Genomic DNA, 16596 nt, shown 5'->3' on the forward strand with positions numbered 1-16596 from the left:
GGTTGCCAGTTTGACAACTCCGGAATTTACTATCGAAAGATTTGTGAATTTACTGATCTGCTTTGCTTTGACAGCGGTTTTGACGGCAGTTCTGAGATTTTCAGGAAGACGGGCCGGTCAGGCACAAAAAGAGCGGAGAGCGCCCGGATCAGGGGGCGCAAATTTCATATGGCGAGATATTCAGACTCAGGTAGTTTCCACTACCCGCATCTCGATCTGGAGGCCTGCCGCTGCGGCCATATTCACCAATGCATCAAGTCCGAAGAGGTTGATCTTGCCGCGCATCATGTCGGACACCCGCGGCTGGGTCACGCCGAAGAGCTTGGCAGCTTGTGCCTGTGTCATCTCGTTGCGGGTGATGTGACTTTTCAGCGCCATCAGCAATACCGAGCGCAATTTCATGTTTTCCGCTTCTTCCGCGGTGCTCTCGATGGCGTCCCAGACACTGGCGAATCGTTGCTTGCTCATGAGGACAATTCCTTCAATAAATCACGATATCGCTTGGATGCGATGTCCAGATCACCCTTGCTGGTCTTCTGTGTCTTTTTCTGAAAGCAGTGAAGCACGTAGACGGCGTCGGCGAACCTGGCAATGTAGATGACACGAAACGCACCGGCGGCGTCCCGCAAACGGATCTCTTGCGCACCTGGGCCGACGGCATTCATCGGCTTCCAATCATCGGGTTCTCTGCCGCTCTGGACCTGATCAAGCTGATGACCTGCCTCACGCCTGGCAGCATGCGGAAAGGCACGAAGCTCGCGCAGGGAGCTACCGAGAAATTCGATGGGCTTCGGATCGGATATGCATTGAATATACAAAATTTTGTATCAATCGGCAATGGAAGATTTTGACAACACTACGTTCAGTGCATCGTCAATAGCATCATTGCCGGCATGAAGTCTGCCCACGGCTGAAACCGCCACCGGTTCCTCGAACCTGTTCGCCTGCGCCACATGAAAAAACGGCCGCGCAGCATATGCCGCGCGGCCGTTCTGAATGAATCGGAAAAGAGGCGTCGCCGCTCAGGCCGCCTCTGGCGCCTGCGGGACCGGCGCCAGCACCTGCGGCATCAGCGATCCCACCACCATGCCGCCGATCGAAAACAGCAACCCGGCCAATTGTGGTGGCCAGAACCCTTCAGGAGCGCCGTATTCCAGCGAGATCCACGATACCAGTCCCAGCACCATGGCCATCAACGCGCCCTGGCGGGTGGCCCGCTTCCAGTAGACGCCGAAGGCCAGCGGCACGAAGGCGGCGACCAGCGTCACCTTGTACGCGTTCTCGACCATCTCGTAGATGCTGGACTGGCTGTTCAAGGCCAATGCGGTCACGCCGACGGTGAAGATCAGCACCACCACCCGCATCGAGAACAGGAACTCGCGGTCGTTCTTCCAGGGACGGATCTCCTTGAGCACGTTTTCGGTGAAGGTCACCGAAGGCGCCAGCAGCGTGGCGCTGGCGCAACTCTTGATGGCCGACAGCAAGGCGCCAAAGAACATCACCTGGGCGAACACCGGCATCTTTTCCATGATCAGGGTCGGCAAGACCAGCTGCGAATCGGTTTCCAGCAGGCGCGACACCATCGCCGGGTCGATCAGCGTGGCCGAATACGCCAGGAAGATGGGAATGAACACGAAGCAGAAATAGATCACTCCGCCCAGGATCGATGCGTTGCGGGCGATGTTCTCATTCTTGGATGACATCACGCGCTGGAATACGTCCTGCTGCGGGATCGAACCCAACATCATGGTGATCCAGGCGGCGAAGAACCACATCACGTCACGCAGGTTGGGCGAGGGCCAGAAGTCGAACTTGCCGGCGTCGACCGCATGCTGAATCACCACGCCGGGACCGCCCACCATGGCCGAGACTTCCCAGCCGATATAGAACATGCCGACCACCACGATGATCATCTGCAGGAAGTCGGTAATGGCCACCGCCCACATGCCGCCCATGAGCGTATAGACCAGCACGCTGCCGGCGCCGATGATCATGCCCCAGTGCATCGGGATGTAGCCGCCGGAGACCACGCTGAACACCAGCCCCAGCGCCTTGATCTGGGCCGCCACCCAGCCCAGGTACGAGATCACGATGCAGATCGTGACCAGCATCTCGGCGGCGCGCCCATAGCGTTTCTTGTAATAGTCGCCGATGGTCAGCAGGTTCATCCGGTACAGCCGCTTGGCAAAGAACACGCCCACCAGGATCAGGCACAGCGATGACCCGAACGGATCGGCCACGATGCCTCCCAAGCCTTCCTTGAGGAAGGTCGACGAGACGCCGAGCACGGCTTCCGAACCGAACCAGGTGGCAAACACGGTAGCCGTGACCACCGACATCGGCAATGATCGTCCGGCCACTGCAAAGTCCTTGCCGCTCTTGACGAAACGAGTGGCATAAAGGCCGATGCCTACCGAGATGACCCAGTAGAGGACGACGAACCAGAGCAGTGCATTCATGCCTTAATCCTTGCGCGAAATGGAGCGAAAATCGGAGCCAATCGGAGCGAATCAGCCGTGGGGACGGAGGAAAAACGCGCATTATAGCGGCAAGTCCATTGCACAAAGACGGTTATTGATTCGCTTCACAGGAAGGTCGTCGAACGCTGAGGGCGCCGCTTATCTCCGGTCCGTTGCCAAGCAAGAAATGCTCCTGCCGCCGCGACTGGCACGGCCGGAAGAGGGGTATAAAAAAAGGCGCCCTCAGGCGCCTTCGTTGTTCTGCTGGTAGGAAGGACAACCGTCCTTGCCCCATTTCCCGCTGCACAATTTCCACAGGCAGCCTTCCCGGGCGAACAGCGACAGCGCGCTGCACTGGCGCACGGCCTCGGCCAGCGGTGGCGCCTCTGGCAGCGCCACTGCCGCCGGCGCTGCTACTGCTGCTGCCGGAGCGCGTTCGGCACGGGCGCGGGCCTCGGCCAACTGCGCCTCGGCTTCACGACGGCGCTGCTCGCGCAGGGCGGCGGCGGCATCTTCGCGCTGACGCCGGGCCTGGCTGGCGGCACGCCGCTCGGCCAGTTGCTGGGCACGAACCTCGGATTCCTGTTGCAACAAGGCAATGGCGTCACGTGGCGCAGGGCTATCGGTGCTGGGCGCATCCTGGATCGGCGCGCCGACAACCGGCACGGTCATCGGCGACACGCTGCCCGGCTTGCGCAAGGAGGGCAACGAGACATGCTCCAGCGCGGGCTTGAGCCCATGCTCGGGCAGCGGCAATCGATCGCCGCCCCACCAGGCCAATGCCGCCACCGCCAGCGTCAGGATGCTGCCCATGGCGCCACGCACGGAGAGGGCCTTGCCTGCAGTGACCACCGGATCACCGACCTGCGACGACTGCGGCATGGCCAGGGGTGCGGCGTCCACATCGCCATGGGCCTCGCTGGCGACTACTGGTTCGGGAGGCACCGACCGCACCGGCGGCGCGGCCTCGGCCATCGGCGCCATGGTGGCCACGGCAGCCGTCACCGCAGCGGCCGCGACGGCGGCGGCGGTGATATGTGAAGCACGGATTTCGAGTTCGGTGTCGATGACCTCGGGCTCGATGGCCTCGAGCGGCATCAGCGGTGCAGGCGTACCCTGCGCCGTGCTCTCGCGATCTTCCCCATTGCGATGCAGGACCTGCATTTTGTTATCCCCTGTGTTGCGCTGCGCACTGCCGACACGGCAAGAACGGACACTACCCGGCTGCATGATCGTCTGATTGTTCGTCTGATCCTGACGCAGCCCGGTCTCGGTGTCTGTGCCGTGACGCACTCTTGGCGATGGCGCAAGTGGCGGTCAGCATCAAATCAGCGGGCGTATTTTTCTCGACGGACTGTTATTTTGCACTCAAATTTCCGAAAGGCAAATCAAAAATGCAGATGCAGCAAAAATAAAGCGAGCCGCTGCCAGCGGGCGTTGCCGAGGCATTAACAGCTGATAGCAAAACGGCAATCCGCAGTGAGGATTGCCGTTTGCCAAAGACTGAGAAAGCTCAGTCGATATTCATTCGACAATACGTTCCAGCGCAAACAGGTCGGCCGGATTTTCGCGCTCGCGAATCAGGTGCGCCTGGTCGCCATCGACCAGCACCTCGGCCGCGCGTCCACGGGTGTTGTAGTTGGAAGCCATGGTCATGCCATAGGCGCCAGCCGACAGCAGCACCAGCAAGTCGCCCTCCGCGATGGCCAGGTCGCGCCCGCGCGCCAGCCAGTCGCCCGATTCGCAGACCGGACCCACCACGTCATAGACGCGGGCGTCGCCACGATTCTCGAGCACCGTCTTGACCTCATGCCAGGCTTCGTACATGGCCGGACGCATCAGGTCGTTCATGGCGGCGTCGACCACGGCAAAGTTCTTGGTCTCGCCATGCTTCAGGTATTGCACTTGCGACAGCAGCACGCCGGCGTTGCCGACGATGGAGCGTCCCGGCTCGAACATCACCTTGATAGGACGACCGGCATGCTTCTTCTGGCGCCAGGCGTCGACCCGGGCGAACACGCGGCCCAGGTAGTCGCCCACCGGCACCGGTTGCTCGTCGTCATAGGTGATGCCGATGCCGCCGCCGATATCCAGATGGTGAATAGGGATGCCTTCGGCTTCCAGCGCGTCGACCATGTCGATGATCTTGTCCAGCGCTTCCAGCAACGGCGCGTCGTCCAGCAGCTGCGAACCGATATGGCAGTCGATACCGACCACGTCGATATTGGGCAGCGCCGCAGCGGTGCGGTAGCAACCCAGCGCGTCTTCATAAGCCACGCCGAACTTGTTTTCCTTCAGGCCGGTGGAAATATAGGGATGGGTCTTGGCGTCGACGTTGGGATTGACCCGCAGCGAGATGCGCGCACGCTTGCCCATTTCACCGGCAACTTCGTTCAGGCGCGCCACCTCGGGAATCGACTCGACGTTGAAACACAGGATGTCATGCTCCAGCGCCAGCCGCATTTCGTCGCGGCCCTTGCCCACGCCCGAGAAGATCACGCGGCGCGGATCGCCGCCGGCGGCGATCACGCGCAACAGTTCGCCACCCGAGACGATGTCGAAGCCCGAACCCAGCCGCCCCAGCAGGTTGAGCACCGCCAGGTTGGAATTGGACTTGACCGAATAACAGACCAGCGCATCGGCATCGGAACGCTGTGCGGCACGGCAGGCATCGGCATAGGCCGAGAAATTCTCGACCAGCGCCGCCTTGGAATAGACATACAGGGGCGAGCCGAACTGTTGCGCCAGCGATTGCAGGGAGACCTGTTCGGCGTGCAGCACGCCGTTGCGATAGGAAAAATGGGACATGGGAATCGGGTTGACTAAATCGGTTGAGTCGATCCGGCGGTGGATGCGCGGCAGCCGGTGATGCGCTTATTTGCTGGTGGCGGCCGGTTTGGGCGCGGCGTCGATGTCGGCGTCGGTCCGAGCGGCAGCGTCCGGCGCCACCGGTTTGGGCGCCGTGCTGATGCGCGGGTCAGGCGGGATCTGGGGCATGTACAGCGGGCCCTTCTGGCCGCAACCCGACAACGCCAGGACCAGCAACGAAGAGCCCAGCGCGATGCCGGCACGAACAGGAGAAATGGATGACTTCACGATAGAATGGCGGTTTACTTCAAATCTAAGAATGCCTCGGAGTTTAGCATGACAGAATCGGAATTCCTGGACCTGGCCGACGCCACCCTCAACGCCATCGAAGCCGGGCTGGAACAGGCCTGTGACGACAGCGAGCTGGACGTCGAGTGCAGTCGCAGCGGCAATGTGCTTGAAATCGAATGCATCGATGACGGCTCGAAGATCATCGTCAACAGCCAGGCGCCCATGCAGGAACTGTGGATTGCCGCCCGTTCGGGTGGCTTTCATTACAAATTCAATGGCAAGCAGTGGATCAACACCCGCGACGGCTCCGAGATGAGCCAGGTGCTGTCGGACGTCGTCAGCGCCCAGGGCGGCGTACCCGTCAGGCTGACTTTCTGATTCTGATTCGTTCGCTGGCGCCCCCGCACCATGTTGGCCAGGGGCGCGCTTATACTGCGTGCTTTGTCGGCCAGGCAACCCGGGTTCGGGGGCCTGGACGCATTCCCGCCGCTTTTCCGCCCATCCGTCATTCGTAGCCAGCAGCATTCATGCGCCGTCCCTTCCCGACTTCAGCCCGCTCCACCTTCATGGTCCTGCAACGAGGCCTGGCGCGCTTGCGCTGGATCATCGTCCTCGCCGTGCTGGCCATCGCCACCGCGTTCGGCCTGCCGCGCCTGATCGACCGCATCAGCCATGACCATAGCCCCCAGGCGCAACAGGCCGAAGCCGACCTGCGGGCGCTGAGCGCCGGACTCGAGCAGTATCGTCGCGACAATGGCCGCTATCCGTCCTCGCAACAAGGCTTGCTGGCACTGGCCATCAAGCCGCTGCGCGCGCCGGTGCCTGCGACCTGGCCGATGGGCGGCTATGTCGAACGCTTGCCGCGCGACCCATGGGGCCATTCTTACCAGTACAGCGCCGATGAAGAAGGCGCCAGCTACCAGTTGTTCTCTTTCGGCCAGGCCGAGCCCGGGGACGATGCAGACGATTCGCACGTGATCCAGCTTCATTGAGCTGGTTTTACGCACAGTCGAAGCGGCCAATGGCCGCTTTTTTTTCGCCCCAAATTCCCATGAATCAATAATTTACTCGCATCTTTAACAGCAATACAGACACCCAAACACCAGTGTCAGCAGTTTGTCAGGAATTGATTTGTTGTTTCATCAACACAATTACTCGCAAAAACATTACGCATTTTTACAATTTATACGTAATATAAATAAAAATAATTCCTATTAACTGCCAACACGAAAGTCTTGTCATGATGTTCCGCCTCAAGCCCGGCCGCCTGGCCGTGTTGACCGCTCTGTCCGCCTGTTCCATCAGCCCCGCCGTGATCGCCCAAAGTACCGACAGCCTGCCGCAGGTCCAGGTCAGCGGCGCGCGCGCCAATGACGCCTACGTGGCGCCGACATCGGTGTCGGGCACCAAGAGCGAAGCGCCGCTGCGCGATGTGCCGCAGACCATCAACGTGGTGCCGGCGCAAGTCATCCGCGACCAGAATGCGACCTCGCTGCAGGATGTGCTCAAGAACGTGCCGGGCCTGGGCATGTCGACCGGCGATGGCCAGCGCGACCAGGTGTTCATCCGTGGCTTCACCGCCATCGGCGATCAGTTTGTCGACGGCTTCCGCGACGATGCGCTGTATTTCCGCGACCTGTCGAATGTGGACACGCTGGAAGTGGTCAAGGGACCGGCGGCCGTGCTGTATGGCCGTGGATCCTCGGGTGGCCTGATCAACCGCGTGACCAAGAAGCCGGGCATCGACATCAATGACGTCAGCTTCACCGCCAACAGCACCGCCGGCCGTCGCGCCGAGCTGGATGTGGGCCGTGGCGCCGGCGACGGCGTGGTGTCGTGGCGCCTGACCGGTGCCGTCGAACGCGGCGACAGCTATCGCGCCCAGCAGGGCATCGACCGCACCGCCATCGCGCCATCGATGGAACTGCGCTTCTCGGCCGACACCAAGTTGCTGCTGCAGGCCGATTACCTGGAAGACCGCCGCCTGACCGACTTCGGCATTCCGTCCTATCGCGGCCGTCCGGTCAACGTCGACCCCGGCACCTACTACGGCGCCAGCAATGCGCGCGATGCCGATTTCAGCCAGTCGCGCGTCGCGTCGACCACCGCCACCTTTACGCATCGGCTCAACGACACGCTGTCGTTCCGTAACGGCTTCCGGTATTACGACTACAAGCTGAACCGCAACAACACCAACATCAGCGGCAACGTCAACGAAGTGGCCGGCACCATGACGCTGGGACACGCCAAGCTGGTGCGCGAAGAGAACGGCTGGTTCAACCAGAGCGAACTGACCCAGAAGCTCGATCTTGGCGGCATCAAGAACGAAATCCTCTACGGCGTCGAATTTGGCAGCCAGAAGAAAGACTCCTTCAGCTACAGCGGGCTGACCACCTTCGCCAACATTTCGATCTTCAATCCGGTGCTGCCACTGGTCAATCCCAACGCGCTGGGTGCGCCCACCTCGACCTACGGCACCTATGACACGCTAGGTGCCTACCTGCAGGATTCGATCACCTTCAACCCGCAGTGGAAAGCACTGGTCGGATTGCGCTACGACAGCTTCAAGCAGAAGTCGCGCATCGTCGGCGGCACCGCGCCCGGCGACCTGTCGCGCACCGACAATGCCTACAGCCCGCGCGCCGGCCTGGTGTGGCAACCGACCGAAACCCAGTCGTATTACCTGTCGTGGAGCCGTTCGTTCCAGCCGTCCGCAGAATTGCTGCCGCTGGCCGTGACCAACGCCAACATCGCGCCGGAATCGACCCGCAACACCGAAGCCGGCGCGAAGTTTGATTTCCTGGAAGGCCGTGCCAGCGCCACCGTCTCGGTTTTCCGCCTTGAACGCGACAATATCAAGGCCACCGATCCGACCAACAACAACCGCATCATCCCGGTCGGCAAGCAACGCACCGACGGCATGGAACTGACCACCAGCGCCGATCTCAAGGGCGGCTGGAAAGTCATGGCGGGCTATGCGTACCTCAACGCCGTCATTACCGACTCGATCGCAGTGGACCGCAGCGTCAACGGTACCGGTGATGTGCCTTTCAAGGGCAAGAACGCCACCCTCACACCGAAGCACAGCGCCAACCTGTGGCTGACCAAGGACCTGGGTAGCGGCTTCACCGTCGGCGGCGGCGGCAATGCCGTGGCGGCCCGCTTCGCCAATCCGGGCAACACCGTCACCCTGCCTGGCTATGTCACCGCCGACGCCATGGCAGCGTATCGCACGGCCAAGTACGAGATCCAGTTGAACCTGAACAACATCTTCAACACCGGCTATATCGTCTCGGGTCACGGCACCAGCCCCAACCTGAGCCTGCCGGGCGCGCCGCGCAACGTGGCGCTGACCTTGCGCTATCACATGTAAGCCTGGGCCTGGTCCATGAAAAAACCTCCGTCGGAGCAATCCGCGGAGGTTTTTTTTTACGCCCTCGATGAGGTCATGCCCTACAGCACGTAACGCGACAGGTCTTCGTTGACCGCCAGCTCACCGAGGCGCTGGTCGACATAATCGCCATCGATGGTAAAACCGGCCACGCCGGCTTCGCCGGCGGTAAACGAGATTTCCTCGAGCAGCTTTTCCATCACGGTGTAAAGGCGACGGGCACCGATGTTCTCGGTCTTTTCGTTGACCGAGTACGAGATCTCGGCCAGGCGCTTGATGCCGCTTTCGGCGAACTCGATCTTGACCCCTTCGGTCGCCAGCAAGGCTTCGTACTGCTTGGTCAGGCAGGCGTCGGTGCCGGTCAGGATGCGCTCGAAATCGGCAATCGACAACGAATCCAGTTCGACCCGGATCGGAAACCGCCCCTGCAATTCTGGGATCAGGTCCGACGGCTTGGCCAGGTGGAACGCACCCGACGCGATGAACAGGATGTGGTCGGTCTTGATCATGCCGTACTTGGTGTTGACGGTCGTGCCTTCGACCAGCGGCAGCAGGTCGCGCTGCACGCCGGCGCGCGAGACATCGGCGCCGCCGTTCTGCGAGCGGGTGGCGATCTTGTCGATCTCGTCCAGGAACACGATGCCATTCTGCTCGACATTGGCGATGGCGCGCTGCTTCAACTCTTCTTCGTTGACCAGCTTGCCGGCCTCATCCTCGATGAGCAACTTCATCGCTTCGCTGATCTTGACCTTGCGCGCCTTCTTGCGCTGGTTGCCCATGCCCGAGAACATCGACTTGATCTGCTCGGTCATTTCTTCCATGCCGGGGGGCGCCATGATTTCCATCGCCGCGCCGCCATCGGCCACCTCGATCTCGATCTCGCGATCATCCAGCGCACCTTCGCGCAGACGCTTGCGCAGGGTCTGGCGGGTGGTGTTCTTGTCGTCCTTGTCGGCGCCGCTGGTGCTGCCACTGCCATCGCTGGTAAAGCCGAAGTCGCGCGCAGGCGGCACCAGGATATCGAGGATACGGTCTTCAGCCGCGTCCTCGGCGCGCGCGCGCACCTTGCGCACTTCGTGCTCGCGGGTCTGCTTGATGCCGATGTCGATCAGGTCACGGATGATGGTGTCGACATCACGCCCGACATAGCCCACTTCGGTGAACTTGGTCGCTTCGATCTTGATGAAGGGGGCGTCGGCCAGCTTGGCCAGGCGGCGCGCGATCTCGGTCTTGCCCACGCCGGTGGGACCGATCATCAGGATGTTCTTGGGCGTGATCTCGTGGCGCAGCGGTTCCTCGACCTGCTGGCGCCGCCAGCGGTTGCGCAGCGCGATGGCCACCGCGCGCTTGGCGCGGGCCTGGCCGACGACGTGCTTGTCGAGTTCCGAAACGATCTCATTGGGTGTCATGTTCATGGCGGTGTTGTCCTGTCTGCGTTGCAATCGATGCGCTCACGGGCGCGGCCAGCTTATTCCAGCGTCTCGATGATGTGGTTCAGGTTGGTGTAGATGCACAGTTCGCCGGCGATGGTCAGCGATTTCTTGATGATCTCGGCCGGCGACAGGTCGGTATTTTCCTGCAGCGCCTTGGCCGCCGATTGGGCGTAGCTGCCGCCGGAACCGATGGCGCCGATGCCGTCGGTAGGCTCCAGCACGTCGCCATTGCCGGTGATGACCAGGGTGCTCTCGCGATCAGCTGCCAGCAGCATGGCTTCGAGCCGGCGCAGCATGCGATCGGTCCGCCAGTCCTTGGCCAGTTCGACCGAAGCGCGCATCAGGTTGCCCTGGTGTTTCTCGAGCTTGGCCTCGAACAGGTCGAGCAGGGTGAAGGCATCGGCGGTGCCGCCGGCAAAACCGACCAGGACCTTGCCGTGGTAAAGCTTGCGCACCTTGCGGGCGGTGCCCTTCATGACGATGTTACCGAGCGTCACCTGGCCATCGCCGCCCAGCGCGACCTGATTGCCGCGTCGCACGGAGAGGATGGTGGTGCCGTGAAATTGTTCCATATTTGCCTCTGATCAATAGGAGCGGGAGAGTGCTTGTGGGCCGCTGGCGCGCTTGCAACTAATGATTAGTACCCAAGTTTTTTCGAGATGGGGCTGTTCGGAGGAATTGCAAGCAGTTGCCAAAGCGGCAACTTGGTCGACAAGCAAAAACGGGCGTCCGGCTATTCGCCGAGACGCCCGTTCGCACCGTGGCCCGAAAAACGATCAGACCGATATCGTCATCAGGCTGGCATTGCCGCCGGCGGCGGTGGTATTGACGCACAGGGCGCGTTCGGCCAGCAGGCGCCACAGCGCAATTGCGCTGGCGTCGCCGCACACGATCAATGGCACCAGCGCGCCGTCACGAGCGGCCAGGCGCGCACGCCATTCCTGCGCCAGGTGGCTGTCGACCAGGGCCGCCTGCAGCGGCTCGCCGTCGAGCGAGTCCGATTGGCGGATGGCGCTGCGCACCTGCTGCGGCAGGCCGCTGGGGATGAACGCCGCAGTCGCCGCATCGACCACCACCGTGTTGCCCGTGGCCAGTGCCGCGGCCAGGGCGTTGAGCAGCGTGGCGGTGCTGCTGGCCACGCACAGCACCAGGCCGCGCGGCGCGAAGGCCAGGGTGTTGCGTTCACCGGTGGGGCCGGGCAGCAACAGGCTGCGATGCAGCAGACTGTCGTCGCGATAGCGGCCGGCCACCGTCACCAGTCGTTCGTGACCATGCGTGCGCGCCCATTGCAGCAGGCTCTCCAGCAACGCATTGGTGTTGCCGGCGCGGGTAGCGCGTTGCAGTTCTTCCTGCAATTGCGGATTGCGTTGCAGGCGTTTCAGGTACAGCGGGCCACCGGCCTTGGGACCGGTGCCGGACTTGCCTTCGCCGCCGAATGGCTGGACCCCGACCACGGCGCCGACGATATTGCGGTTGATGTAGATGTTGCCCACATGCGCACGGTTGGCCACGTAGTCGATGGTCTCGTCGATGCGCGAATGCACGCCCAGGGTCAGGCCGTAACCGGTGGCATTGATGGCATCCACCAGTTGGCCCAGCTGGTCGCGCCGATAGCGCAGCACGTGCAGCACCGGGCCGAACACTTCGCGCTGCAACTGATCCAGTCGATCGATCTCGATCACGGTCGGCGCCACGAAGGTACCGTGTTCACAATCGGGACCCAGCGGCAACTGGTGCACCGAGCGCGCCGTGCCACGCATGCGTTCGATATGCGCCAGCAGGTTGTCGCGCGCCTCGGCGTCGATCACCGGTCCGATGTCGGTCGACAAGCGGTCCGGGCGACCCACCCGCAACTCGGCCATCGCCCCCTTCAGCATCTCCAGCGTGCGATCGGCGATGTCTTCCTGCAGGCACAGCACGCGCAGCGCCGAGCAGCGCTGGCCGGCGCTGTCGAACGCCGAGGACAGCACGTCCACCACCACCTGCTCGGCCAGTGCGCTGGAATCGACGATCAGTGCGTTCTGGCCACCGGTCTCGGCAATCAACGGGACTTCACCATGCTCGCCGTGGTCGCCATGGTCGCGCCGCGCCAGTGTCTGGTTGATCAGTTGCGCCACTTCGGTCGAACCGGTGAAAATCACGCCCTTGACGCGCTCGTCCGAGGTCAGTGCCGCGCCCACGGTCTCGCCACGGCCCGGCAGCAATTGCAGCGCCGCCAGCGGCACGCCCGCCTGATGCAGCAACTGCACCGCGCGATGGGCGATCAATGCGGTCTGCTCGGCCGGCTTGGCCAGCACCACATTACCGGCCGCCAGCGCCGCGCTGACTTCGCCGATGAAGATGGCCAGCGGGAAATTCCAGGGGCTGATGCACACCACCGGCCCCCACGCCAGGACATTGCCATCGTGGCGCGCGGCCACCGCGTAGTAACGCAGGAAATCGACTGCTTCGCGCACTTCGGCAATCGCATTGGGCAGCGACTTGCCCGCTTCGCGCACGGCCAGCGCCATCAGTTCGGCCAGGTTGGCTTCGAGCAGGTCAGCCGCACGCAGCAACATCGCCGCGCGCTCGGCCGCCGGGGTGGCCTGCCATTGCGGCGCGAAGTCGGTGGCCGCACGCAACGCGGTCTCGACATCGGCCAACTCGGCTTCGATCAGTTCACCCACGACTTCACGGTGGTCAGCCGGATTGCTCACCAGTTGCACGGACGACGCGCTGACCGGCCCGGCCACCAGCGGCGCGGCCTGCCAGCGGCGCCCCGCCATGCCGGTGAAAAGCGCATCGAGGTGACGCAAGCGATCTTCGTTGGAGAGGTCGATGCCACTCGAATTCTTGCGTTCCTGGCCGTACAGGTCGAGCGGCAATGCAATCGCCGGATGCGGCAAGCCACCTTGCTCGCGCACGATATCGATCGGATCTGCCACCAGTTGATCCAGTGGCACCGCCTCGTCCACGATCTGGTTCACGAACGACGAATTGGCGCCGTTTTCCAGCAGGCGACGCACCAGGTAGGCCAGCAAGGTCTGGTGCGAACCGACCGGCGCATAGACGCGGCAAGCCTTGCCCAGCTGTTCGGCGCCCACCACCTGGTCATACAGGGTTTCACCCATGCCATGCAGGCACTGGAATTCGTAGTCGTCAACGCCACGGGCACGCGCCCAGTGCCAGATCGCAGCCAGCGTGTGCGCATTGTGGGTGGCGAATTGCGGATAGATGACGTCGGTGGCGGCCAGCAGTTTCTGGGCGCAGGTCAGGTAGGACAGGTCGGTGTGAACCTTGCGGGTGTAGACCGGATAGCCTTCGAGACCATCGACCTGGGCGCGCTTGATCTCGCTATCCCAATAGGCGCCCTTGACCAGGCGGATCATCAGGCGGCGCTGATGGCGACGGGCCAGCTCGACCAGGTAGTCGATGACGAACGGGCAGCGCTTCTGGTAACCCTGCACCACGAACCCGAGGCCATCGAATCCGGCCAGGTCGGGGTCGGCCACCAGCGCGGCCATCAGGTCGAGCGACAGCTCCAGGCGGTCGGCCTCTTCGGCATCGATGTTCAAGCCGATGTCGTACTGCCTGGCCAGCAGCAGCAACTGCTTCAGGCGCGGCAGCAGCTCGTCCATCACCCGCGCACGCTGGGCGCGCGAGTAACGCGGGTGCAGTGCCGACAGCTTCACCGAGATGCCGGGACCATCCTTGATCCCGCGCCCGTTGGAGGCACGGCCGATGGCGTGGATCGCGTCTTCATAGGACTTGTAATAGGCATCGGCGTCATGCATGGTCAGGGCCGCCTCGCCCAGCATGTCATACGAATAACGGTAGCCGCGCTTCTCGTTGTCGCGGCTGTTGGACAGCGCTTCCTCGATGGTCTGGCCGGTGACGAACTGGTTGCCCAGCATGCGCATGGCCAGATCTACTCCCTTGCGGATGAGGGGTTCGCCGCCACGACCGATGATGCGGGTGATGGCCTGGGTCAGCCCGCTTTCGCTGCTGGTCGACACCAGCTTGCCGGTGATCAGCAGGCCCCAGGTGGCGGCATTGACGAACAGCGAGGGCGACTCGCCCAGGTGCTTGCGCCAGTCGCCTCGGCTGATCTTGTCGGCGATCAGGCGGTCGGCAGTTTGCCGATCCGGAATGCGCAGCAGCGCCTCGGCCAGGCACATCAGCGCCACACCCTCTTCGGAGGACAGCGAGAACTCGTGCATCAGCGCATCCACCCCCGAGGCGCGGGTGCGCTTCTGGCGCACCTGCTGCACCAGCTTGCTGGCCAGTTGCGCGGTCTGTTCTTTCCATTGCGCATCGGTGCCGACCTGGCCCAGCAGCCACTGCACCGCCTCGGTCTCGTCGCGGCGATAGGCTGCCGTGACGGCGGCGCGCAATGCGTCCGGCGTACGCTGCATTTCGGCATGGAAGGCGCCGAATGGCTGAAGGGATGCAGGGGTGGCGACGATGGTCATGTAGGCCTGGAATGGAAGTCTGTAAACGATAAGTGAAGGTCTTTCGGCTCACGGATTCTATGCGGGAACGGCTAATATTAATTCTGTATTTAATGGGTAAAACCAATATTTAATTTTATGGAATTCTATTTTTCAAAATTAAATTTGATGATTTTTAATGTCGCCCAGTAACAGGCGTCGACTCCACGCCCACCGGCGGGCGACGACATAGATCAGGTAGCTGCCACCCAGACCAAGCGCCACCCGCGCCAGCTGGTATTGCTCGCCGACCAGAGCGCCCAGCCCCATGGTAAAGACCATGTGCATGAACATGATCACGATCGCCGCTCGCCCCAGCGCCGCCAGCAGCCGTGCGGGTCGCGCATGACGGGCGGCCAGCGTACGGGCAAATCGTGCCATGACGACGCAGCACGCCAGCGCCACGACAAAACTGACGACGGGAATGCCGTAGTGGGTCACTTTCATGTCGTAGCCGAAGCCGATATTCCAGCCGAGAAAGCGATTCAGGAGGATGACCGGCAACGCCAGCAGCACCAGCGCGAGCGCCCAGCGTTCCAGATGGGGTTGATCGCCGCCCTGGTGCCACAGGTGGCCGGCATAGACGAAGGGGGCGGCCGCCAGCGCCACGTTGAGCGCCCACGGTACTTGCCATTGCGGCAGCAGCCAGGCGTTGAGTGCACTGAGGGCCAGCATCAGGGCGTGCAGCCAGAGCAGCGTGCGTTGCGAATAACGACCGATCAGGCACGCTTCGATCAGCAACACGGCATAGAAGCTGGTGACAAACCAGAACGCGGCGACCCAGGCCGACAGGCGGCTGCCGCCCAGCAACAGGTCAATGACGAAATCGCGCAAGGCACCGGGATCATGCGGCTGCGCCAGCAGATGCAGACCCAGCGGAAGATTGATCAGCAACAGGAAGACGGTATAAGGCACCAGCAACTGGCGCGCCTTGATACGCGCGAAGGCGCCGACATCGTCGACGGGCTTGAACAACATGCCGCTGAGAAAGAAGAACAGCGGCATGTGAAACAGGAAAATCAGGTCAAAACTGTAACCGCCGTAGACGTGGCCCCACACCACCAGCACGATGCCGATGCCGCGCAGTACGTCGATCCATTGTTGTCGTTGCATGTTCGCCTCCGTGTGGAGGGACCGTGCATCATCGGAAAGGTTTAGTCGTTACCGGGCAACGCCGCTGGGTCCCGGCCTGCGCCGGGACCCAGCGACTTTAGTCTTTAGTTTTTACCCCTCACCCAGATAAGCCGCCTTCACCCGAGGATCATCGAGCAAGTCGGCAGCACGGCCCTCGATGGTGATCAGTCCGGATTCCATCACATACCCTCGATGCGCCGCCTGCAGCGCCAGCTTGGCGTTCTGTTCCACCAGCAGGATCGTGATGCCTTGTGCCGACACATTGCGAATCACCTCGAAGATCTTCTCCACCATGATCGGCGACAGGCCCATCGACGGTTCATCCAGCAACAGCAACCGGGGATGACTCATCAAGGCCCGCGCCATCGCCAGCATCTGCTGCTCGCCACCCGAGAGCGTGCCCGCCATCTGCGCCGCGCGTTCCTTCAAGCGCGGAAACACTTCGAACCAGCGGTCGATATCGGCCTGGATCTGACCACGGTCATTGCTCGTGAAGGCGCCCATCAACAGGTTTTCCTGGATGCTCATGCGGGTAAAGACGCCCCGCCCTTCCGGCACCATCGCCAGCTTGTCCTTCACCAACTCGAACGACTTCTTGCCCTTCAAGGGCT

At 62.3% G+C, this 16596-nt stretch carries 14 protein-coding genes; 3 read left to right on the plus strand and 11 right to left on the minus strand.

Annotation, left to right across the window (positions count from 1 at the left end; genetic code table 11):
* Positions 1 to 186: 186 nt before the first annotated feature.
* The 6 genes from LBW87_RS10500 to lptM all read right to left on the minus strand — a co-directional run bounded on the left by LBW87_RS10500 (position 187) and on the right by lptM (position 5555).
* Positions 187 to 468, minus strand: a complete 282-nt coding sequence (locus LBW87_RS10500; protein WP_225201388.1) for a helix-turn-helix domain-containing protein — start codon at positions 466 to 468, stop codon at positions 187 to 189.
* On the minus strand, positions 465 to 818 hold the full coding sequence (locus LBW87_RS10505) for a type II toxin-antitoxin system RelE/ParE family toxin (protein ID WP_265112905.1): 354 nt from the start codon (positions 816 to 818) through the stop codon (positions 465 to 467). The genes LBW87_RS10500 and LBW87_RS10505 overlap by 4 nt, the downstream gene beginning before the upstream one ends.
* A 204-nt stretch (positions 819 to 1022) precedes the next feature.
* Positions 1023 to 2459 (minus strand): sodium:solute symporter family protein, encoded by a 1437-nt coding sequence (locus LBW87_RS10510; protein WP_225201389.1) that lies wholly within the window; start codon positions 2457 to 2459, stop codon positions 1023 to 1025.
* A 243-nt stretch (positions 2460 to 2702) separates the two neighbouring features.
* On the minus strand, positions 2703 to 3623 hold the full coding sequence (locus tag LBW87_RS10515; RefSeq protein ID WP_225201390.1) for a phage tail protein: 921 nt from the start codon (positions 3621 to 3623) through the stop codon (positions 2703 to 2705).
* A gap of 360 nt (positions 3624 to 3983) precedes the next feature.
* Positions 3984 to 5267: a diaminopimelate decarboxylase gene (lysA, locus tag LBW87_RS10520; RefSeq protein ID WP_225201391.1), complete on the minus strand. Its 1284-nt coding sequence runs from the start codon at positions 5265 to 5267 to the stop codon at positions 3984 to 3986.
* 66 nt (positions 5268 to 5333) lie between these two features.
* Positions 5334 to 5555: an LPS translocon maturation chaperone LptM gene (lptM, locus tag LBW87_RS10525; protein ID WP_225201392.1), complete on the minus strand. Its 222-nt coding sequence runs from the start codon at positions 5553 to 5555 to the stop codon at positions 5334 to 5336.
* 48 nt (positions 5556 to 5603) lie between these two features.
* Here lptM and cyaY point away from each other — a divergent pair, with 48 nt between their 5' ends.
* The 3 genes from cyaY to LBW87_RS10540 all read left to right on the plus strand — a co-directional run bounded on the left by cyaY (position 5604) and on the right by LBW87_RS10540 (position 8931).
* Positions 5604 to 5936, plus strand: coding sequence for an iron donor protein CyaY (gene cyaY, locus LBW87_RS10530; protein ID WP_008114235.1), 333 nt, complete (start codon positions 5604 to 5606; stop codon positions 5934 to 5936).
* Positions 5937 to 6085: 149 nt separating this feature from the next.
* Entirely contained in the window at positions 6086 to 6550 is a 465-nt protein-coding gene (gene gspG / locus LBW87_RS10535) for a type II secretion system major pseudopilin GspG (RefSeq protein WP_225201393.1), read from the plus strand.
* A gap of 248 nt (positions 6551 to 6798) precedes the next feature.
* The gene (locus LBW87_RS10540) at positions 6799 to 8931 is read left to right on the plus strand and encodes a TonB-dependent receptor (protein ID WP_225201394.1); all 2133 of its coding nucleotides are present in this window, start codon (positions 6799 to 6801) and stop codon (positions 8929 to 8931) included.
* Between the two features lie 80 nt (positions 8932 to 9011).
* On the opposite strand, the gene hslU is transcribed toward LBW87_RS10540, so the two are convergent.
* The 5 genes from hslU to LBW87_RS10565 all read right to left on the minus strand — a co-directional run.
* On the minus strand, positions 9012 to 10364 hold the full coding sequence (gene hslU, locus LBW87_RS10545; protein WP_225201395.1) for an ATP-dependent protease ATPase subunit HslU: 1353 nt from the start codon (positions 10362 to 10364) through the stop codon (positions 9012 to 9014).
* A gap of 53 nt (positions 10365 to 10417) precedes the next feature.
* Entirely contained in the window at positions 10418 to 10954 is a 537-nt protein-coding gene (gene hslV / locus LBW87_RS10550; protein WP_225201396.1) for an ATP-dependent protease subunit HslV, read from the minus strand.
* Positions 10955 to 11158: 204 nt separating this feature from the next.
* Complete coding sequence (gene putA, locus LBW87_RS10555; RefSeq protein ID WP_225201397.1) at positions 11159 to 14833, minus strand: trifunctional transcriptional regulator/proline dehydrogenase/L-glutamate gamma-semialdehyde dehydrogenase; 3675 nt, start codon at positions 14831 to 14833, stop codon at positions 11159 to 11161.
* Between the two features lie 138 nt (positions 14834 to 14971).
* A complete protein-coding gene (locus tag LBW87_RS10560; protein ID WP_225201398.1) occupies positions 14972 to 15964 on the minus strand; it encodes an acyltransferase family protein in 993 nt (330 codons plus the stop codon).
* A 111-nt stretch (positions 15965 to 16075) separates the two neighbouring features.
* Positions 16076 to 16596, minus strand: a 521-nt coding sequence (locus LBW87_RS10565; RefSeq protein ID WP_225201399.1) for an ABC transporter ATP-binding protein, incomplete at its 5' end; no start/stop codon positions are given.

The sequence above is a fragment of the Herbaspirillum sp. alder98 genome, from assembly GCF_020179755.1.
In the GTDB taxonomy this organism is placed as follows: domain Bacteria; phylum Pseudomonadota; class Gammaproteobacteria; order Burkholderiales; family Burkholderiaceae_D; genus Herbaspirillum.